Source organism: Kribbella sp. NPDC059898 (assembly GCF_042730855.1).
In the GTDB taxonomy this organism is placed as follows: Bacteria; Actinomycetota; Actinomycetes; order Propionibacteriales; family Kribbellaceae; genus Kribbella.
Genome location: NZ_JBHWKR010000023.1, coordinates 31,429 through 53,393 on the forward strand (window position 1 = coordinate 31,429; position 21,965 = coordinate 53,393).

The 21,965-nt window shown below is 70.3% G+C and carries 10 protein-coding genes; 7 read left to right on the forward strand and 3 right to left on the reverse strand.

Annotation, left to right across the window (positions count from 1 at the left end; genetic code table 11):
* Positions 1-5 precede the first annotated feature (5 nt).
* The gene (locus ACFV9C_RS41105) at positions 6-15,914 is read left to right on the forward strand and encodes a hypothetical protein (protein ID WP_380202808.1); all 15,909 of its coding nucleotides are present in this window, start codon (positions 6-8) and stop codon (positions 15,912-15,914) included.
* On the opposite strand, the gene ACFV9C_RS41110 is transcribed toward ACFV9C_RS41105, so the two are convergent.
* Entirely contained in the window at positions 15,881-16,468 is a 588-nt protein-coding gene (locus ACFV9C_RS41110; RefSeq protein WP_380202810.1) for a TIGR03086 family metal-binding protein, read from the reverse strand. The two genes, ACFV9C_RS41105 and ACFV9C_RS41110, sit on opposite strands and share 34 nt — an antisense overlap.
* Positions 16,469-16,520: 52 nt before the next feature.
* Here ACFV9C_RS41110 and ACFV9C_RS41115 point away from each other — a divergent pair, with 52 nt between their 5' ends.
* From ACFV9C_RS41115 to ACFV9C_RS41135, 5 genes are all read left to right on the forward strand, one after another.
* On the forward strand, positions 16,521-16,940 hold the full coding sequence (locus ACFV9C_RS41115; RefSeq protein ID WP_380202812.1) for a MarR family winged helix-turn-helix transcriptional regulator: 420 nt from the start codon (positions 16,521-16,523) through the stop codon (positions 16,938-16,940).
* Positions 16,941-17,003: 63 nt separating this feature from the next.
* The gene (locus tag ACFV9C_RS41120; RefSeq protein WP_380202814.1) at positions 17,004-17,792 is read left to right on the forward strand and encodes a hypothetical protein; all 789 of its coding nucleotides are present in this window, start codon (positions 17,004-17,006) and stop codon (positions 17,790-17,792) included.
* 71 nt (positions 17,793-17,863) lie between these two features.
* Complete coding sequence (locus ACFV9C_RS41125) at positions 17,864-18,271, forward strand: DoxX family protein (protein ID WP_380202816.1); 408 nt, start codon at positions 17,864-17,866, stop codon at positions 18,269-18,271.
* A 26-nt stretch (positions 18,272-18,297) separates the two neighbouring features.
* Positions 18,298-18,807: a sigma-70 family RNA polymerase sigma factor gene (locus ACFV9C_RS41130; RefSeq protein ID WP_363751063.1), complete on the forward strand. Its 510-nt coding sequence runs from the start codon at positions 18,298-18,300 to the stop codon at positions 18,805-18,807.
* Complete coding sequence (locus ACFV9C_RS41135) at positions 18,804-19,466, forward strand: anti-sigma factor family protein (RefSeq protein WP_380202818.1); 663 nt, start codon at positions 18,804-18,806, stop codon at positions 19,464-19,466. The genes ACFV9C_RS41130 and ACFV9C_RS41135 overlap by 4 nt, the downstream gene beginning before the upstream one ends.
* A 323-nt stretch (positions 19,467-19,789) precedes the next feature.
* On the opposite strand, the gene ACFV9C_RS41140 is transcribed toward ACFV9C_RS41135, so the two are convergent.
* A complete protein-coding gene (locus ACFV9C_RS41140; RefSeq protein WP_380202820.1) occupies positions 19,790-20,029 on the reverse strand; it encodes a hypothetical protein in 240 nt (79 codons plus the stop codon).
* A 63-nt stretch (positions 20,030-20,092) separates the two neighbouring features.
* Positions 20,093-20,770, reverse strand: coding sequence for an ArsR/SmtB family transcription factor (locus tag ACFV9C_RS41145; protein WP_380202822.1), 678 nt, complete (start codon positions 20,768-20,770; stop codon positions 20,093-20,095).
* Between the two features lie 67 nt (positions 20,771-20,837).
* Between ACFV9C_RS41145 and ACFV9C_RS41150 the strand changes: the two genes are divergently transcribed.
* Complete coding sequence (locus tag ACFV9C_RS41150) at positions 20,838-21,452, forward strand: flavin reductase family protein (protein ID WP_380202824.1); 615 nt, start codon at positions 20,838-20,840, stop codon at positions 21,450-21,452.
* Positions 21,453-21,965 lie beyond the last annotated feature (513 nt).

The window sequence follows — 21,965 nt, forward strand, 5'->3', positions numbered from 1 at the left end:
CCGGCATGGGCCTGCCGCATCCGATCGTCGAGTTCCTCGGCCTGTTCGTCGGCGTCGACCCCGACGACTACCCGTCGGCCGACGAGGACGCGCTCCGCGAGTACGCCCGGCAGTACGACGCGATCGCGGCGGACCTGCGGACGAGCGTCGGCACCCCGTGCCGGACCGCGGCGGAGAAGCTGCCGCAGATCTGGTCGGGCGAGCCCGGTACGGCGCTGGGCGCGCAGATCGGCAAGTACGGGTCGGACGCGCAGTCCGGCGGCGTCGAGTCGATCGCGCAGGCCGCCGAGGAGGTCGCGAACTACCTGCGCGACCAGGCGGACACCGTGTTCCGGGCCAAGGTGATGTTCTGGGCACAGGTCGCGATCGGCCTCGCGATGTACGCCGTACCGGCCGGCAAGCTGATCAGTCTCGGGATGCGGTCGGTGCTGGCGAACGGGCTGAAGAACTTCCTGAAGCGCAAGTTCGAGCAGATCATCGGGCTGAGCGTTGCGGCGCTCCGAGCGCGTGCCGGGAAGGCGCTGGCGCTGACGCCGGTCAAGGTTTTCCAGGCGACCGCGCTGGTCGCGGCGAACGGTCTCGGACCGAACACGGTTGCGCAGGTGGCCGGGATCGTGACCGACCAGTCGCGGCACGGTGGGCAAGATGCCCAGGGCAACTACGAGCACGAGACCGGGTGGAACTGGAGCGAGACCGGGACGAACGCCGCGATCACCGCGGCCGCCGTACCGATCGCGGCGCTGGCGGGGTTGGGGCTGGCCGGGGTGGGGAAGGCGGCTGCGGCCCGGATGCCGGCGCTGGCCCAGAAGGTGCCGGCCGTCGTGGCTCGGCAGTTGGCCGGTGGCGCGACGATGGCCGTGACGATGCCGACGGCAACCATGATCGGGACGGGCCATGTGCCTACCGCCCGGGAGGCGTGGACGGAGGCGTGGCGGGCCGGGGTGATGGGTACGGCGGTACCTGTGCCCAGGTCGCATGCGCCGGTGGCACCGGCGGGTGAGCCGGTGCACGTGCCGGAGGTGCGGAACCAGCCGCTCACCGATCACCTGGCGAACAATCCGCCGGACGACACACCTCCGGCAGTGCCTGTGTCGCCGACGCCTCGTACAGGCGACGGGTCGGTGGCGCATCCCGGGGTTGAGGTTGGCCAGGCCAACGGGTTGGTGGAGCAGACCGGGAATGGTACGGCGCATGTGAACAGCGCCGAGGCGCGGTCCGAGACGGGCGGCGTGATGGGCGTAGGCCCGGCACAGCCCGCCGCCGGAGCCGTCCGCCCGGAGGTGTCGGCCCGCGCAGACGCCCGCACCGGCACCGTCGACGGAACTGCCCTCAACCCGAAGACCAGCCCCACGGAACACCGAACAGCGACCCCCGTCGCCGAAAAGACCACCACACCAGCCAAGGCAACCGGCCACGAAAACCCCCCGTCCGGCCCTGAGAAGGCCCAAACCCCCGCCACAGAAAACCCGACCCCCAAACCGGCAGCCGCAGACAAGCCTGCGCCCGTGACCAAGCCGGCCACCGCAGACGGACCGCCCGCCACGCACCGACCCCCTGGCGCAGAGCAGCCCGTGGCCGCCGGCAAGCCAGCTGGTGCAGGTACGGGTGGGCACGACAACCAGCCCAACCACTCGGACACCAGCCATCCCACCCCGCACACCGAAACCTCGAGCGGCAAGAAGCCCGAGGACTGGACTCATACGGAGGCGCATCAGGCGGCGGTGAAGGAGCGGGCGGAGGCGGAAGCGGCTGCGGTGCAGACGCGCGACCAAGCCCGCGAAGACCGCGCGAACAACCAGTCGACCGACGACGCCCGGCGTGCGTACAAGGACGCAGAGAAGGAACGCGACCGAGCAGAAACGGCCTACCAACGCGGCAGCAAGGGCCCGCGAGCACAAGAACTGAAGGATCACCTAGAGGCTGCGAACCAGAAGTACCACAACGCAAGTGACGCCCTGAAGACCGCCAAGGACGCGGACACAGCCGTCCAGGTCGCGGAGTTGGCCGCCAGCGCGAAGCGACTCTCCCACCTGGCCGCCAAACTCGACTACGTCCTCTCGCGCCTGACCCCCGCCGAGCTCCGCCAGCTCTCCGAAGGCAAGCTCGATGCACTCAAAGACCTCACCGAAGCCGACGCGCGCCTGCTGGCGATCCATGAACTGATCCACCGCACCGATCGCGCCGAGGGCTGGGGCTTCGGCCTGAACTGGACCCAGCTGCACGCCGACGCCGCCCTCCGCGACGGCCTCCTGGTAGAGATGAAGACCGGCGAGGGCAAGACGGCGGTGGCCGTCGTCACGCTCGGCATGATCGCGGCCGGCGAACCGGTCCACTTCATGACGTCGAGCAAGAGCCTCGCCGAACAGGCGCACGCGTCGTTCCGCAAGGTCCTCGAACCACTCGGGTACGACGTCATCCACGTCGACCCCGGCGTACGGTATCCGAAGCCGCACGGCCGGACCGTGTACGTCGGTGACGTCGCGGCGTTCGGCTGGAGCACGATCCGCGGCCACCGGGTGTACGGCGACCACGTCCTGGTCGACGAGATCGACGCGGTCGCGGTCGACCTCGCCGCGCAGCGCTACACCCACAGCGCCGGCAGCGGCCGGAACGCCTCGGCCCGGACGCTGGCCGAAGTACGGCGTGCGAAGGAGGCGATCGAGGACGGCACCTTCAAGGAGTCCGACTTCGAGCAGACGTCCGCGGGCGCCAGGCTCACGGACGAGGCCCGGCAGCGGCTGGCGGACACCGAGTCGTCCACCCGAAGCCTCAAACGCCAGGTCCGCCGGCTGGAGGCGGCCGCGCAGGCGAAGTACTTCCTGACCGAGGAGCGCCACTACTTCCGGCAGGAGATCGGCGGCCGGGAGACCATCGTCATCATCAGCGAGCACACCGGTGAGCCGCTGATCGACCGCGAGACCCTGCTCGAGCAGCGCTGGACCGACGTCGGCCAGGCGCTCGAACAACTCCACGGGCTCGAGGTACGCGCGGACCCGAAGCACACCAACTGGGTCACGACCCAGGAGCTGCTCGGCAAGTACAAGAGCGTGCGGGGAATGTCGGGTACGGCGAGGCTGGCTGCGCAGGCGATGCACGACCTGTACGGCGAACGCAAGGTCGGCGAGGTCGCCGGGATCGACCGGGCCAGGCCGTCCCGGCTGGAGAAGTACGAACCGCTGACCGTCGAGACCCTGCAGGAGAAGTACCAGGCGGTCGTCGACCGGGTGATCTCCGACCTGGCCAAGGACGGCGACCTGTCGAAGGGCGACCCGCAGCTGATCCTCGTCGAGCACAACGACGAGGTCGTGGCGCTCCAGAAGCTGCTCGCCAAGGCACTCGAGGATCTCCCGGGCACGGTCGAGATCCAGATCGTGGATGCCCGGGAGCTGTTCAAGCTCGGCCAGGAGGTGCAGAACCTCCCCAAGGACCAGCAGGACAACGCCGGCCTGAACCGCGTCCTGCGGCAAGCCGGCGAGTCGGGCACGATCACGATCGGCAACAAGGTCATGAGCCGCGGCATCGACATCAAACCGCGCACCGAGGGCGGCCTGCAGACGACCGTCACGTACTTCGATGCCCAGTCGCCACGCACCACGGAACAGGCCATGAGCCGCTCCGGCCGCCAGGGCGCGCTGGGTAGAGCCGGCCTGATCACCTCCCACGAGGACACGCTGTTCCGCCAGAACAGCAGCGCGCTGGAGGCCTCGGTCGCGTACCACGACGCCCCCTCCTCAGCCGCTCGCAAGCAGGCGTTCGACGACTACGTCACCGCCACCATCGCCCACGCCAAGGCAACCGCCCTCGGCCAAGGCGCCCACACAGCCCCCACCGTCCAAGCCGCTGCCGGCGCCCTGAAGATCGCGGAAACCAAGCTCGACCCAACCGCCTACAACCACGCCGTCGAAACCGCTCAACACGCCGGCCAACGCGCCCAAGTCGACAAGATCCGAGACATCGAACGCCAAGAGATCCACGAGGACGACACCGCCCGCAGCCGCCGGCTGTCTGACCAGCCGCAGCCCCATCCGCTCGACGGCGTGGCGTACCAGCGGCTGTCGCAGGCCGAGCAGACCGAGGTCCGCGGGATCGTCCACAGCCTGACCGCCCAGGACCCGGTACGACTTGAAGGACTCCGGCCGCTCCTCGAAAGTCCGTGGCTGCGGTCGCTCGGCCCGGAACGGCTGATGGAGGAAATCCGAGGCTGGGAGGGGCAAAGCTATCCGGATGTGTTCGGCAAGGGCGTCCTGTTCGGCATCGGGATGGCCGACGCGCCCACGCCCGTACCGCTCGCCCGCCCGTCGCGGGACCTCGCCGACGCGGTCGATCTCGGCGTACACGAGAGTTTGCCCGAGCAGCTGACCGGCCCGGACGGCGCCGACTGGGCGGTGAAGTTCTCCCCGGACAGCGAGAGCGCGCTGGCCGAACTCGACGGCCTGTACGGCGCCTACCTGACCGGCTTCGGCCCGCCGCCGTACGGGCTGGTGCGTGCCACCGTCGGCGACCGGCAGTACGTCGGCGTCGGCATGGCGCCGGTGCTGGGCGGGCCGATCGTGGCGGCGGCGGACGCCCCGGCGGAGGCGATCGCGGAGGCCGCGCGCCGCCGGTCGCGGGTGACGTTCCGGACCGCCCAGCAGCTCGACGTCTTCGGCCGCTCGCTGATCGTCTCCGGGTACTCGCTGCGCCGCGACCTGAAGTACTTCGTCGACGAGGCCGGGAACTTCCGGCCGGTCGACCTGACCGGCGTCGAGGAACTGCCCGCGGATCCGTCCGTCCGGGAGTCCCGGATCGCCGACCACTTCGCGATCGTCGCCGAGCACCGTCGGCTGCTGGTGGAGGCGGCCGTAGCGAACGGTCCTGTCCCGGAGGAGACACCGGCTCCGGTGCGGGAAGCGGCACCCGACCCGGCGGTTCGCGAGCTCCTGTCGTACAAGGGCCTGACCGCCGAGCAGCAGGACCGGATCGTCGCGATCGTCGGACGCGTCACCGCGAACGACGCAGTGCTGCTGGACGGGATCCGGCCGCTGCTCGAGAGTCAGCTCGGCCCGGAGGAGTTGCTCGCGGAGATCGAGAGCTGGGAGGGCCGCGAGTACCACGAGGTGTTCGGTCGGGGGTCGGCGCTGGGCGTCGAGGTCGCCCGGGCGCCGCGGCTGCCGGCCGGGCGTTCGACGTACCCGGTGCGCTGGGACGAGGCGACTCGTCTCGAGCTGGAGCCGGCGGCGCTGAAGCGCTTGAGCAGTGTCGGCATGACCGGTTCGGTCGCGTCGCTCGGCGAGTACACCGGCGTCTTCCAGATCGACAGGCCTGACGGCCGGAAGTGGGCCGTGAAGTTGTGGCCTGCCCAGGGCTTCGACCGGCAGATCATGCGCGAGTTCGCCGGTCAGCGCGCTGCCGAGCTGACCGGGTACGCGCCTGAGTTGTACGGGCTGGTCAAGGCGACGATCGACGGCCAGGAGTACGCGGGTGTCGCGATGGAGCCGGTGCCGGGCGGGTTCATCAGCACCAGCAGTCTCGACCCGGCGGTGGTCGCGGAGGCTGATCGGTGGCGCGCCGCCGTCGACTTCACCACCGTTCGCCAACTCGACCAGTATCTGCAGCGCTTGGTGGACAACGGGTACGACGTTCAGGACGAACTGCAGTTCCTCGTCGACGACGCGGGCAACGTGCATCCAATCGACTTCGAGGCCGTACGACGGCTGTCCACGAACGTCGTCGCGCCCGGTGAGATCGGGCCGTTCATTGCCCGCAGCACTCGGAACAACCTGCTGACTGTGGCAATCGAGAACGCTCGCCGTGAGTCCGAGCGGGCTCGGTTGGTCGAGGGTGTTCGTGCGGGGATGACGGTCGAGGGAGCCGAGCGGGCGGTGGAGGACGCCCGGAAGTGGTTGCGGTTGCCGGGGAAGATCGGTGTGCGGTTCGTGGTCGGCGCGGACAACCAGGAGTTGGTGGCGAAGCACGGGATCGAGCCGGCGGACGGGGCGCGGCCCGGGTACTTCCGGATGGAAGACGGTGTCGGGGTCGTTTATGTGTCGGCGGCCGATCATCTGTCGGCGGAGGACGTTCGGGCGACGATCGCGCATGAGGTGATCGGGCACTACGGGTGGCGGTTGTTCAGCCCCGCGGACCGTGCCGCGCTGCTGCGTGAGGTGGATGTGCTCGCCCGCATCCTCGCTCCGGAGGGGTATGGCGAGATCAAGGCGTTGTACGACGATCATCATGCCGAGGAGTTCCTGGCGCGGCTGATCGAGGGTGGGCTGCCGCGGCGGTTCGTCAACGCGGTACTCGTCGGGCCGTTCGGCCGGTTCCTGCACCAACGGGGCTGGATCAGCGACGAGACGCTCGACCGCGCGCGCCGGCACCATGAGCTCGAACCGCTGTACCGGATCGCCCGCCTCCTCAACCGCGCCGTACGCCGGAACCGGCCGGTGTACGACGCCGCAGCAGCCGTCGCCCGCACCCGCTCCGGTCACCCCGGGCCGAGCATCGCGCGGATCCGCCCGGCGCGGATGAACAAGTACGACGGCGGCGGCCTGCCCGCGTTCACCACCGGGCTGGTGGAGTCGTCGTACGACGACCTCGACGACCTCGACGACCCGGCGCTCGCGGCGGTCCTGCAACCCGGCACCGTCAAGCGGTTCCTCGTCACCGCGGCCGACGAGAACCATGTCGAGATCGAAGGCGCCCGCCTGACACCGCACCACCTCGCGGTGATGATCGACCTGTACCGCAACGTCGCGGTCGTCCTCGACGGCGCCCCGCGCGACTTCGCGCAAAAGGTCGCGAGCATCATGGGCGTCGACCTCACGATCCGTACGACGGACGGCTGGCAGGTCCTGCACCCGAAGGCCGAACCGCCGCGCGAAGGCACCGTCGAGCTGCGCGACGGCTCCTACCTGGTACGAACGCCCGCGCATCCCGAGGGCGTACAGATCGAAGACGTCGAACCACACCTCGGCAGGCTGCTCGGGATCGGCGGGTCGAAGGCGGCGTTCGCGTTCTACGACAAGGTGGTGCTGATCGCGCTGCCCACGGTCGAGGTGTCGTTCCACACCCAGCTCAGCCGGCTCGAAGGGCTGTTGGAGAAGCCGGGCGCGACGGACGTGATCGCCGCGCTGCACCCGACGACCGTGTTCGGGCGGGACGCGTTCGTGGCCGACCGGTTCCCGCGGATCAGCCGCGACGTCTGGGTCAGCGTCCCGGACTTCGCGGCGCCGGACGCGCTCCGTCCGACGCGGGCCTCGCTCGACAGCCTGCTCGCGATCCGCGAGTTCTTCGTCGCGAACAACCTGACCATCGGCGACCTGCAGTTCGGCATCGCCGGCGACGGCCGGTTCTGGGTGTACGACGTCGGCCGCGTCCGCCCGCTCGGGTACGACCTGCCGCTCGGCACCGACCTGGACATCTTCGTGAAGCGGAACCCACTCGAGGTCGTCGACGCCTGGATCGCCTGGGCGGCCGCGAAGCATCCGTTCACCCCGAACGGCCGGCCCCGCCGCTCCCCGGAACCGCATGCAGACCTCCAGCCCCCGTCGTACGACTGGAACACCGCGGGCGATCACCCGGCCGCGCAGCTCTACCCGGACACACCCGAGACCCGCGATCGCGTCGTCGCGGAGCTCGAGCGCGCGTACGTCGCCGCGCGCACCGGCTACGGCCCGGTCCCGATCGGGCTCGTCACGACCGAGCTCGACGGCACGCCGTACGTCGGATTCGCCGTGGAGCCGGTGGATCCCGCCGTACACATCGAGGCGGTCACGCTCGACACGGTCTACCAGCTGCACGAGTACGTACGCCGTTTGCATGCCCTCGGCTACTACCCGGCCGGCGAGCTGCACGGTGCGGTCGACGCGAACGGCACCTTCCATGCGATCGACTCCACCGAGATCCAGCCGCTACCAGGCGAGGCCGAGCTCGCCCCGTTCGCCGATCAGTTGCTGCAGGCAGCGTTCGACAACGTAAAGCGGGCCTTCGGCAACCAAACCGGACGGGACCGCCGGGTGCACCGGGACCAGCCGCGCGGCGGTGCGGGCAGCATCCACCGCAGCGACTTCCGCGGCGACGGCCGCCGCAAGCCGAACCCGGCCGCGGTCTGGGCGGCCGCCGAGGCCGCGCTGCCGGAGATCGCCAACGCGGTCGGCTCGGTGCACTCCGACGTACGGGCGATCGCGCTCGACGCGAACCGGATCACGATCTCCTGCTGGAAAGCACCGGACCTCACGCTCGAACTGAGCGTTTCCGGCGACTTCACCAACGCCGGACCGGTGCGCTGGGAACGGACCGCGCAGTCCATGCACTGGGCCCGGATCACGCTGTCCCCGCAGACCGGCCGCGACGTCGTCGGCCGCGCGCTCACCAACGCGATCGCCGGCATCATCGCGGCACACGGCGGGGCACAACCGGACGCGCACGCCGAGGTCGCCCGGCAGGCCGAGGTGGGCTACCTGGTCGGCCGGGTGGAACGCGGCGAGTCGCGGTACCACTTCCGCAAGGAACTCCGGATCCTCCTGCACCACCTGGGCAAGACCGGCGGCAATCTCCCACTTGCGCTCCAGCAGCGCGTCGCAGCCGTGCTTCGCCAGAAGGCCCAGTTCAAGCTGGACAAACTGGAAGACGGCTGGACCGACCCGGCCGCGTTCAGTCCGGTGCTCCTGCCGCCGCTCGACACCAGCCAGCCGTTCGCGCCGGACCCGGCTGTGGATCGCTTTGTGCATGGGCTTTTCCGGCATTTCGCGAAACAGCCCGAGGTGTCGCCCGAGCCCGGCCAGTCGGTCAGCCGCCTGACGGTTCTCCGCGAGCAGCCGATGCTGCGGCAGTTCGTCAACTGGCACGGCCCGGCGAAGGCCGCCGAACTCGGCAGGCTGGACCCGAGCCGGTTCGTGGCGCAGATCAACGCCTCCGACCGGCAGTCCGTCGCCGCCGCGTTCGCCCGTCTCCGCGGCCTGCTTCAGCAGCGGGAGACTGCGACGACCGTCGTACGTCGTCGTACCGCGGCCCGCCAGTTCTCCGAACTCGCCCACGCGCTCGGCGTGGCAACGCACGACGACCTCCGGTCCGCGTTGCCGCACGATCTCGCGGCCGCGGTCGCCGACCTGAAGCCCAGCCTGCTCCAGCGGGTCAATCGGTCCATCGACGGCGGCGCCAAGTCCATGCCCGGGCTGCGCGCCGACCTGATCCTCGGATTCCTGGAGACCGTCCCGGCCGGGACGGCGTCCGCAGCGGTGCTCGCGGGCTACGGCCGCGTCGGCCTCGCCGCCGCGGTCCTGACCGGCGCCGTCGTCCTGTCCCCGGTGCGCACCCTCGCCAACCGGTACGTCGAATCGCGCGAGGAGCAGGTGAAGGCAGACCGCCGCACCTACCGCCGCGCCCTCGACGAGCAGGCCCGCGAACCGCAACGCGCCGTACTCGGGAACGCGGTCCGTACCGCCTACCACAAGGTTCTGGCGGCGGCCGGCGTACCGAGCGCTCAACGCCCGGTGCCGCGCGCGGACCTGACTGTTCCGGAGAAGAAGGCGCCTGCGTTGACCACGCCGTGGTGGTCGTTCCCGCTGCGCAGCTCGATCCCGATCGCGGCCGCGGCGATCCCGATGGCGTTCGTCGTACCGCCGGTCGTCGTCGGCGCCACGGTCGGGCTGGCGGTCGCGGTCGTCGGCTCCACGCAGTACCTGTTCGCGCGGCATCAGGCGGCCCTCGACGACGAGCGCCGTACCCGCGACTACGAGTGGCGGAGCTGGCGGCAGCTGGTCGACGAGATCCGTGGTACCGCCGACCACCTGATGCGATTGCGGGCCCTCGGCAACCAACTGGGGGAGCCGGGCGTGACGCTCCCGGCCTTCGACTTCGAGGCGCCGACGGATCACACCGGCCGCGGCGTGGTCCCGGCCAAGTGGTACTTCGCCGGGCGCGAGCTGCCGCTCGGCGCCGTACCGATGGCGCACCGCGTCACCAGCGTATACCTGCAGCAGCAGCTCGACACCGCGCCCACCGCCGTACTCGAGGCACTCTCCCGGCTCGGCACGATCGGCGCCGTGTCCGGGCTCGTCGAGGCCTTCCACGCCGAGGCGAACCGGAACGCGTTCGACCGCCGCATGCACAACTGGCTCGACCTCCTCCGGCTCTCGGTCCAGGCGTGTACGGACGAGATCGGCGACCCGCTGCTCACGCGGTTGGACGCACTCCTGGCCGAGGCGCCCGAGGACATGGTGCCCGTCCCGGTCCTGCCGCCCTGGTCGCCCGTCCTGCATCCTGACCGCGAGGCGACGACCGCGCGCCGCTGGTACGCCGTCGGCGCGTTCGCGATCGGGGCCTCGGGCGTCGGCGTGGCGAGCTGGATGGTGGCCAGCTTCGACCTGAACCCGCTGTACTTCTGGCAGGCCCTGGCGGCCGGCTGTGTGCTGCCGGTCAGCTTCTATGCGAAGTACCTGCGTCGCCGGATGCGGGTCAAGGCGGACATGGCCGAGCGGGACCGCGGCGCCGAGAAGCGGGCCGCCGACGAACTCGACCGCGAACGGGCCACCGTCGCCGACACCGCGCACGAGGTCGACCGGATCGAGGACGCGGTCGCCGGCCGGACCCCGCGGACCCGGCCCGCGCCGACCAGCGAGCTGACCACGTTCATCGCGCTCGAGCGCCGCGAGGACCGCGGTTCCGCCGAACTCAGTCGCTTGCTGATCAAGCTCGAGAAGCTGGACGCCGACCGGCACCGGCTCCTCCAGCGGTACGACGAGTTGCACGAGCTCAGCGACGTACTGGTGGCGATCTCCACCACGCTCGCGCAGTACGCCGACGTGCTCCACAAGCTCGGCGTCGACCCGCACGTGAGGCTCGCGGGTCCGCAGGACCGTCCGGTGAGCGACTCGGTGCTGCACCACGACCCGGTGCACCCACGGATCCTCTCCGACCGCACCTGGTCCGGGAAGGCCACGGACGCGGCGCTGATCGCGGCCAAGATCCACCTCGCCACCGACGACCGGTACGGGCCGTTCTCGCTCGCGCAGATCCAGGTGCACGCGACGACCGGCAAGTCCCTGCTCGACATCGCGGCGGACGTGATCTTCGACGCGGAACGCCGCCGTGGACCGGCTCGATCCGCGGATCTGCGGGCGTTGAAGGCGCGGGTGGACTTCCTGCGCAGCCTGACCGCGGACCGGGCGCGGGCGGTCCCGGCCCGCCTCGTCCAGCAGCAACAGATCCCGATCGACTGGCCGACGTACGCGCGGATGCGGATCGGCGCGATCCGGCAGCAGCGCACCGACCTGATGGACCGCGCCGACGCCCGCACCAAGAGCGCGGCTGAGTCAAAGGACAAGGACAAGACGGCAAGGCACACCGCCATCGCCGAAGCTTGCACGAAGGCGGCGGTCCAGGGCGAGCAAGCGCGTCAGGCGTGGCAGGCGTTCCGCGACCACCAGACGCCCGCGGCGCTGGCGAGAGCCCAGCAGGCCGAGCTGCTGTACGAGCAGCGCGTCGCGGAAAGTCTGCCGTCGAAGGACGTGCTGCCGACCGCGATCGTCTCCGGCGATCTCCCACACCTGACAGCACTCACCAAGGAGCTGAACGACGCGCTTTTCCAAGCAGGTAAGGAGTTCCGGTTCACGCCCGAACTGCTGCGCCGTACGTTGCGCGCGGAGACGCGCCGCCTGCTGTCGCCCGACGGCCTGATCCTGACGGTCGGCAACGACCCGCAGGCGGATGTCAGCGAACTCGTCCAGTTCGAGCTGTTCCTCGACCCGAATCAGCTACAGGAGGTCCTGAACCACCCGGTCACGTTCGAGGAGGGCCAGCTCGGCCAGATCGTGCAGGGCGGCAGCAACATCGGTACGACGACCACCACGACGTACGGCGGGAACGGCGCGCTGAAGTTCGACGCCGCGCTGTCCGGGCTGCCGGACCACAACCCGGTGAAGGCGATCGCGACGGCCGCCGCGCCGAGCGTCGAGTACGGGAAGCACACCGGGCTGAGCGTGACCGGCGGCGCGACGGAGTACGGACTGCCCGGGGCGGTCGACGTGATCCAGGGCGAGATCCTCAGGTTCCGCGCGACCCGGCCGCGCTGGAGCTGGCGGATCCGGACCTCCGCGATCGGCGCCTGGTCGGAGCAGCATGTGGTTGCGGGGCAGGAGACCCTGGATCTCGGGATCAGCCACGCGTACACGGTCGGTACGCCGAAGGACACCGTGACGATCGAGAGCGACACCCGCGGTACGGCGTTGCCGGAGCACGCCGCGTCCCGGGTCGACGGGCTGAGCGACCTGGCGGAGGGGGCGATTGCGGGCCTGCGGCAACGACTGAAGAAGCTCGACCGGATCGGTCACGACCAGCTCCGCGGCATGCTGCTGGAGGACGTACCGGGCCGGCTTGCGCAGACCACCCGCCCGGGCGGCCTGACCCGGCCGATCACCACCGGCGGACGCGTGGTCGCGTACGCGCAACTCGAGACCAAGGTGGTGCGGGAGCAGACGACGATGCTCGGCGCCAGCTCGAAGGACCACAAGATCGAGCGGCTCCGGGTCGGTTTCTCGGGCACGTCGGGCAGCCAGACCAGGTCGGCCGGCGACTCGTACACGATCTCCGTCGGCGGGACGGTGGCCGCCTGGGACTTCGGGCTGAGCGCCAAGGTGGGAGTCAGCACCGGGTCCGACGTCACCGTGAGTACCGGCGACATGGCGATCCATCCCAGCGTGCAACGGGTCCAGCCGACCGTCGGCGTGAAGCTCCGGCTGGTCCACACCTTGACGATCCACGTCGTCCGCAAGCGCGACAGCTTCACGCTGACGGCCGAGGGCGACGCCGTGCTGCGGATGCCCGAGAACGACGCGTTCCGCTACGGGCTGCCGGTCCCGGCCGCGGCGATCGTCCGCGGGAAGGACGGCCGGCCGCGGTACGGCAAGGACAAGCGGCTGCTGCTGCGCGGCGATCCCGTGCCGCAGGAGACGGAGTACAAGCTCCCGGTCTGGATGCAGGCGATCCGGGGCGCGGGACCTGCGCTCGTGCAGGAGCTCACCGGTGCCGACAAGGTGCTGAAGGACTTCCTCGACCACCTGGCCGGGAAGGGCCTGATCCCGGACGGCCGGAGGAACCGGGAGCTTGTCGCGAGCCAGCTGGCGAACCTCGAACGGGTCTGCGAGCAGCTCGCGCGGCATCGCCTGGAGACCGGGTACGACATCGCGGCCCAGGAAGGCATCCTGTTCCAGCTCGACCTGCACCGGCCAGGGCTGCTGCCGGAGCAGCACACGTACCGGATCAAGATCTACCCGGACGCGGCCAAGGCCGAGTTCCTCGGGCTGACCGACGGTCAGACTGTGGTCAACCTGGACATCGGCTCGAACAGCACCGGCAAGTCCGGCAGCTGGTCGCACAGCCTGCCTTGGCAGTTCCGGGGCGGCCTCAGCAACAAGGCGACGGTGGGAACGACACCCGACGGCGGCGTGACCCCCGGGTTCACGGTGCTCGGCCGGTCCGTCGGCTGGGCGACCGGGAGCACCGTGAACCGGGTGTCGCTGACCGAGAGCACCGCGAAGGTCGCCGTGTTCGACGTACCGCACCGGATCGTCGTCACCGAGGTGACCGACGAGTCCACGCCGATCGCGGCCGACAGCGGCGCGGCGCGGATCGCGGTCGACAGCGAGTTCTGCGCCGGCGACCTCCCCCCGGCGACGGCGATCCCGGGCGAGGTCGACCCGCTGCTGTTGCGCTCGGCAACTTTCCAGGCGGTCGACATCGGCGACCCGGTCGGCCGGCTGCTGCAACGCCTGCCGCAGCTCGCCCGCGCGGACAGCTCGGCGTTGCACCACCTCAGCGCGTTCCTGAACCCGCGCAACCTGGCGGCGCGCCCCGAGCTGCTGCTGGCGCCGTACCGGACCGGCCTGCTGGTCACGCCGGTGCCGTCGACGCCCGGCCAGGTGGTCGCGCAGAACCGCATCACGGCCGGCCGTGCGAAGCTCACGGTCAGCACGACACTGTGGAATCTCCGGTACGTCGGCTACGGCAGCCCGGTGAACGGCGAGATCAACCTGACCCTCGGCAGCACCGCCCTCACCACCGGTACGTCGAACGGGGGCTCCGTGTCGGGCGACTTCACCGACGGCATGGCCGAGGCGGACGGATCGTCGTACGGCGGAACGTTCAGCGGGAAGCGTTCGGCCAGTCGATCGGCGAGCCGGACCGAGACGCAGATCGGCGGCATCGAGCGGCTGATCATCCGGAACGGCCGGCAGTACCAGTTCTGGGCCGATCTCGCGGTCATCGCCGACCTGGAGGAGGCCGGGGCAAAGCCTCAGCAGGTCGGCGTCGGCGCCGGCGGGCTGATGCTGACGATGCCGGAGCCCGACGTCCTGCGGCTGTACGGCCGCCGCAAGCTCGACCTGCCGGAGCAGATGGTTGCCGAGGTCATCGATCGGCTGCGCGACGGCAAGCTGAAGCTCGACCAGCGGACGGCGGTGTCGGTGATCCACCGGTACGTCCGCGAGGCCCGGCCCGCGGACGTGAAGCCGCTGATCCACCTGCTCACCGGCGGGGAGCCCGCCCGACTGGCCGAGGTGTTCCGCAGAGCCAAGGAGCTGGCGGAGCAGCGCGAGCAGATCACGGTGCCGGCGTACTACGAGAACACGATGGGCGCGGCGATGATCGACAGCTCGTCGGTGCGCGACCCGGACGGCGCCGAGTCCGACCTGTACCGCGAGGTGCTCGCCGTACTCGACGAGGACGCACTCGAGGACCCGGTACTCTCCGCGGGCCTGCGCGGTGATCTGGCCGGGCTGCGCTGGCACGGGCACATCGACAACCTGCTCAGCCCGAGCGGGTTCGTCACCGAGTACCCGACCGCGCTCGGGCGGCCGGTGAAGGTGCGGATCAGGCTGCGGTACAAGGGCGGGTTCACCATGGACCGGCCGCCGGCCGAGGAGCCCGACGCGAACGCGACAACGATCCTGCAGGTCTACAACTACCGCGAGCTGAGCCGCAGCGTCGCCCGCACCACGTCGTACGGCGGTGAGCTCGACGGCGCACTGTCACCGCACAAGGTCGGCGCCGGGACCGAGCTGAGTACGTCGAGCACCGCGTCGAGCACCGACCAGAACACCCGGATCACCCGGGCGCTGTGGGACCGGACGATGCGGGTCACCCGCGGCTTCGAGCTGACCGTGGAGGTCAACGACTCCACGGTGCGCACGCTGACCGGTGAGCTGACGTTGCTGGTGCCGCCGTCGGTCATCAACGCCGAGCCGACGGAGGCTGACCCCCGTACGGTCGCGCTGCCCCGCGGCGCGGTCCTCGGCGGCACGACGGCGAACGGGCTGTTCGAGACCGTGCACGACCGGCTGGGCAGGCCGGACATGCTCACCCAGGCAGGCGTGCAACTGCATCGGACCACGTTGGAGAACGTCCTGTCCGCCGCGACCCGGATGGCCGCGTTCGAACGGATCGCCTCACCTGACGGCTACGTGGCGGTGCGGCTGCCGGTACCGGGCCACCGGTCCCGCACGGTCGCCGTCCACGTCCGGGCCGAACTGTCCGGGATGCGGTTGATCGTCGAGGACGAGACCCAGCTCGGCCAGATCGACCGTGAACAGCACGGCACTCAGACGACGACGAGCAGCACGCACCTGCTGCCCGCCGCCGGCTCGTACGGAACCTCGAACCCGGGCGGCGTCTTCGGCGTCGGCCTGACAGGCGGCGAGCAGGCCACCGAGAAGGTCTCCGACTTCACCGGCGGACGGAACGAGACATCGATGTACGAGCGCGGCCCGGTCGTGACGGTGCAGGTCGACGTCAAGTACCACCTCACGTACACCCGCGTGCACCCCAACCGGACCGGCCGCCCGGACACCGCGGTCGTGCCCGGTACGGCGAACCTCACGATGTACCGCCACGAGTACGAGGCGATGCTTCAGCTGGGCCAGGCGGGGTTGCGGCCGAGGTAGGCGACGATGCCGTCGAGGCTCTCCTGGTCGTCCCAGGCCATGTCCGGCGCGAACGCCGCGCCGGGCACCAGCCGGACGTCGCCGGCGGGCACGACGTGCGCCACGCTGTGCGCGGCGGCGAGAACGTCCGGGCCGAACGACACCGTCGTACCGAGGGACTTCGCGACGTCCCAGCTGTGGACGACGTAGTCGATGAAGTGGAAGCTGATCGCCTGCGCGCCCGGGAAGGCGGCGCCGAACTCCGCCAGCGGGAAGGTCCGCTCGGCGACGCCGGGCTGCGCGAACGCGTCCAGCACATGCTCTGCGGACTCGACGTACGCCTTCACCGGATCGTCGCCGAGGTCGCGGAGCTTCCAGATCGCCGGGTCGTCCTCGCCGCGGGACGCGGCGGCGAACCCGTAGTGCTGGGTGGCCATGTGGGCGAGCAGGCCGTAGAGCGTCCAGGCCCGGCAGGGCGTCGGGCGGGAGAGATCGTCAGGGGTCGCCGTGCCGACCAGGTCGATGCTGGTCCGGACGGCTTCGGCGTCGAGCGCCACGTAGTCAATAGTAGGCATGCGCTGATCATATGCTCCAGCATATGATTGCGCCAGTGCTACCTTTTCGGGCATGGCCACCGAACGCTCCGACCTGGCAGCGATGCTGGCGCCGATCGTTCGGGAGCTGATCGCGATCGAGCTGCCGATCCTGGCCGCGCACGACGTCTCGATGTGGGGGTACGTCGTCCTGAACGCGCTGGACGACACCCCGGTCCGGACCCAGGCCGCGCTCGCGGAGGCGATCGGCGCGGACAAGTCCCGGATCATCGGCACCCTCGACGAACTGCAGCGGTCCGGGCTGATCGAGCGCACCCCGGACCCCGACGACCGGCGCGTCCGGCTGCTGTCGATCACCCCGTCGGGGCGGACGATCCGGCGGGCCGTCCGCAAGGACATCCAGGCCGCCGAACTGCGGGTGCTCGACGGCCTGCCGGCGGCCGACCGTACGACGTTCCTCCAGTTGCTGCAGCAGTTGCACGCCTCCCGCTGACGGTGGAGGGCGTTCACCCGCGCGGGTGATCCGGCGCCTGCGTGCCGTCGGAAGACTGGCGGTATGCGACGAGCGGTGGTGGTGTGGGCGGCGGCGTACGGCGCCCTGCGGATCTGGTACCTGACCGGCCATGCGCCGGCGTGGAAGCTGCCCGGCGACGACCTGCTGGTGCCAGGGTGGGTCGCGCTGGCCGGCTGTGCGGTGACCGCGCTCGCCGTGATCCGGGTCCGTCCGCGGCTGCTGTGGGCGCTGGCGGCGGGCTGGCTCGCGGCGGCCGCGTTCATCCTGCTCGACGCGGTTGCTCTTGTTCTTCCCGGCCTCGGCATCCCGTTCGACGTGCTCGGGATGCTCAGCCGGCTCGGTGCGGTCGCGGGCGCCGTACTGCTCGGCCTGCTGGCCCGCGCGCATCAGCCTGTTGCGCGGCCGTGGCCGTCGTGGGTCCCGGTCGCGGGCGCGTGCGTCGCGGTTGTGGGCTGCCTCACCCGGCTTGGCGCGCAGGTGGTCGTCGGCTTCGGGAAGACGCCGTTCGGCGGGGGTCTGTCACTGGTGCTCTTCGAGGGAGGGTTCCTGCTCGCGGGGACGTTGCTGCCGTTCCTGCTCGTGCATCGGCTTGGACGGTGGTTCCCGCGCTGGCTCCTGCTGCTTCCGGGGTACGTCATCGGCTGCGGCATGTCGGCGTACTTCGGGGTCGGGCTGGTCCAGATGATCGCGAACGTGGTCCAGGGGAGGCCGGCGTACGGCGATGTCGGGCTGCCGGACAGCTTCTTCTGGGTCGCGGTCCCGGCGTACCTGGTCTGGGGCGCCGGACTGGTGGTGGCGACCCGTGGCTATCAATTCGCGACGCAGCGGTGAACCAAGTGGAGCGTTCAATCGTTCGAACCAGACACAGACACCAACCCCACCGCCCCGAGGAGTGAGGCCCTGTGCAGGTACTGGAGCGTTTTCAGAAGGAAGTGATCGGTGTTTTCCGGATCGTCGTCGGATTCCTGTTCGCGACCCACGGCGCCGCGGCGCTGTTCGGCGTGCTCGGCGTCGAGAAGGCCGGGCTACTGGTCTGGCCGTCCTGGTGGGCCTCGCTGATCCAGACGGTGGCCGGCGCGCTGGTGATGATCGGGCTCGGCACCAGGTACGCCGCGTTGCTGTGCTCCGGGTCGATGGCGTACGCGTACTTCACCGTCCACCAGGCCAGCGCTTTGCTGCCTGTGCAGAATGGTGGCGAGAAGGCGGCGCTCTTCTGCTTCGCCTTCCTGCTGATCGCTTTCCTGGGCAACGGCGCCTGGGCCGTCGAGCGGCCGGCCAAGGTGACCGCGCGGACAACCGCGGCCAACTAGGGATGATCGACAGGGCAGGAGCGCCGATGGCCGACGACCGGGCGACGCTGCTGCGCGAGCTGCACGACGTGCACGCGCCCGCGCTCTGGCGGTTCGTCGTCCGGCTGACCGGCGACGACCGGCTGGCCGAGGACGTCGTCCAGGAGACCCTGCTGCGGGCGTGGCGGCGGCCGAACATCCTCACCGAGGACGAGCCGGGCGCCCGCGCCTGGCTGTTCACGGTCGCCCGCAACCTGGTCATCGACGACCGGCGCAGCGCCCGGGTCAGCCGGGAGGTCGCCAGCGACGACCTCCCGGAGAACCCGAGCGCCGACCACGCCAACGCCGTACTGGACGCCTGGCTGGTGGCCGAGTCGCTGGCACAGTTGTCGGAGGAACATCGGCAGGTGATCGTCCGCGCGTACTACGGCCGCCGGACGGTCACCGACATCGCCGAGGAGCTGGACATCCCGTCGGGCACCGTGAAGTCACGGCTGCACTACGGGCTGCGGGCCCTCAAGCTCGCACTGCAGGAGAAGGGGGTCACGAGTCAATGAGCGACCCGTACCGCGAATGGGACGCGGCGTACCTGCTCGGCGCGCTGTCGGCGAAGGACCGGCACGTGTACGAGGAGCATCTGCACGACTGTGCGGACTGCTCGGCCGCCGTCGCGTCCCTGGCCGGCGTACCCGGAATGCTGGCCGCGCTGCCGGCCGACCGGGCGCTGGCCACCGTCACCACCGAACCTCCGAACCTGCTGCCCGGGTTGACCCGGAGCGTGCAGCGCGCCCGGCGGCGGCAGCGGATCCGGTACGGCGCACTCGCGTCCGCGATCGCGGTCGCTGCGGCGGTCGTCGGCGCGGTGGTCGCGATCCCGTTGACGAAGGACGACCCCAAGGGCGACTACGTCGTACTGTCCCAGACGGTGTCCAGCAAGCTGTCCGCCGACGCCCGCCTGGTGCCGGAGCCGTGGGGTACGACGATCGAGATCAGCTGCAGGTACGACGAGCTCGCGACGCCGAGCGAACGCTCTCGCGGGTACGAGCTGTTCGTCACCGACACCTCCGGGAAGGTCCAGCTGATCGCGAGCTGGACCTCCGCGCCCGGCACCACGGTCAAACCGGCCGCCACCACCAAGCTGAAACGGGACGAGATCCAGGCGCTCGACATCCGCAGCTCCGAGACCGGACGGGTGTTGCTGGCCGTCCGGTTCTGATCGGCGCGCATGACAACCGCGCAGTGGGGAACCTAGGGGGAACGAACGACGATCGCTCGAGAGGCCGTCGATCCAGACCCCGGTGTTCAGGGACGTGCACCGGGGTCGCCGCTCGTGATCTTTCCGAAAGAAAGTTCCTTTGGTGCTGTAACACTCGCGACGTCACCGGCGATACACCGTGTGTAACGCCACTGAGCATCCCGTCCCAGGTCGTCCGCCCGAAGGGCCTGGGCCGGGATTCTCGATGCGTATGAGGCGCCCGCAGCGTTACCTACGAAGGCCCCCGGTGATCATCACCGGGGGCCTTCGCGCGCGTTCCCTCCCTAGGACGCTTGCTCAGTCGGGCCTTCCGACGGCGGCAGCGCGATCCGGTCCGCCGGCAGGCGCTCCGTCCGCTCGTGCCCGTCGTCGCCCTCGTATTGCACCAGAGCGGTCCATCCCGATTCCTCATGCTCGCGGCCGATCAGCCAGCCGCGACGCCACTTGCCGTCCGAGCGGACGACGACATGGCTGGGCAGAGGGAGTCGGGACACCAACTCGGTGCCGGGCTCGAACTCAGTCATGGCCGAAGGCTAAGTGCAATCCGGTCGCGGCGCCTCTTGAAAGCGTGTTCCGTCATCCGATTCTCAGACTCCGGACTCCAGTCCAAACGCTTGTACGGCGCCGTGCACCTTCAGCGCGCGGCCACCCGGAATCCGTGTGACCCAGCCGTTCTCGAGCGCGTGCGCACACAGCGCGGCCCCGACCGCACCGGCCAGATGCGGCCGCCGCTCGGTCACGTCCAGGCAGGACCGCAGCGGCGGCCGATCCCGCCGTACGACGAGCTCGATGCCGAGATTCCTCAACCAGGCTTGGCCTTCCGGCGTCAGCGCGATCCCCTCCGACCAGTCGATCAGCCCACGCTCGGTCATCGCATCGGCCAGCGCGACCCCGAGTTTCCCTGCCAGGTGGTCGTAACACGTCCGCGCCCGCGCGAACGCGTCCCGCTTGCTCACCGCCTTGAGACTGCTGACCGCTTCGGTACGCCGCGGTGCCAACGCCGCGAGCCCTTCGATCAACTCCGCGGTATCCGGACCGGCCAGCTTCACGTACCGGTGCCGGCCTTGCCGTACCTCGGTCAGCAGCCCGCCGTTCACCAGCAGATTGAGATGCTCACTGATCGTCGGCCGCGACACCTTCGCCAACCGCGCCAGTTCGCTAGCGGTCCACGCCCGCCCGTCGAGCAGCGCCATACACACCGTCGCCCGGGTCCCATCCGCCAGCATCCGCGCCCAGCCGGCCAACTCCTCACCCTCGGCAGTCATAGCGCCCATCATGCCGCTTGGTTGGTTAGGCGCCGGCCGAACGGTCGCGTGCCTACCGTCGACTGTCGTGACCCACCTGACGATCGAACCGTCCATCCTGTACGTCGGCACCCCGGTCGCCCTGCTCACCACCCTCAACGAGGACGGCACCGCAAACCTCGCCCCCATGTCCTCCGCCTGGGCCCTCGGCGACGTCGTCGTCCTAGGCGTCGGCCTCGGCGGCCAAACCGCCACCAACCTCCGCACCCACCCCGAGGTAGTCATCAACTACCCGTCCCCCGACCAATGGACCGCCGTCGAACGCCTCGCCCCCTTGACCGCCGCCCACCCGATCCCACCCCACAAACAAGCCCGCTTCCACCACAACCGCACCAAGTTCACCGCCGCCGGCCTGACCCCAGCCCCCGCCGACCTGGTAGCCCCACCCTTGGTCGCCGAATGCCCCCTCCAATTCGAAGCCACCGTCGTACACACCAACCTAGATGCCAAAGGCAACTTCCTCATAGCCCAAGCCCGAGTCCTCCGAGTCCACGCCGCCCCCCACCTCGTCCTCCCCGGCACCTCCCACATAAACCCCGCGAAATGGTCCCCCCTCATCTACAACTTCCGCCACTACCACCCCCTAGGCCCCGAACTAGGCGAATCCTTCCGCACCAAAACCCCAAGAAAACAAGGAACGTAGGTAGCCCCCGCGTGCTCCGCAGCCGCTCCGGTCGCTCCGCTCCCTCCCACCCCTGCTACGTGCGCTCCCACCCACCCCCCGGGCTCACCGTCGGCATGCAGCCCGCTATCGCGGGCGACCTGCGAGCTGCCGCTCGCGAGTGACTACTAAGCGGACGTGGTCCGTGGAGCGGATATGGCGGGTGGTGGATGTGGTTCGCCCCCGCGTGCTGCGCAGGTGCTCCGGTCGCTGCCGCTCCCTCCCGCCCCTGCTACGCGCGCTCCCGCCCGCCCACCGGCTTAGCGCCGGCTTTGTTGCCCGCTGCCGCGGGCGGTTTGCGAGCTGCCGCTCGCGGGTGCCTGCTTAGCCGACGTGGTCAGCGAAGCAGGACCTGGTGACTGGCGCGAGCATGCGAAGGGTGTTCCGATCGAAGTGGGCGCGGCGAGAGAGAACACCGCGCGACCCGAGAGCTCGCGAGCCGGCCGCGGACCACCCGACTCATGGCTCACCCGCTCGCCACCTACCGGTCATCGT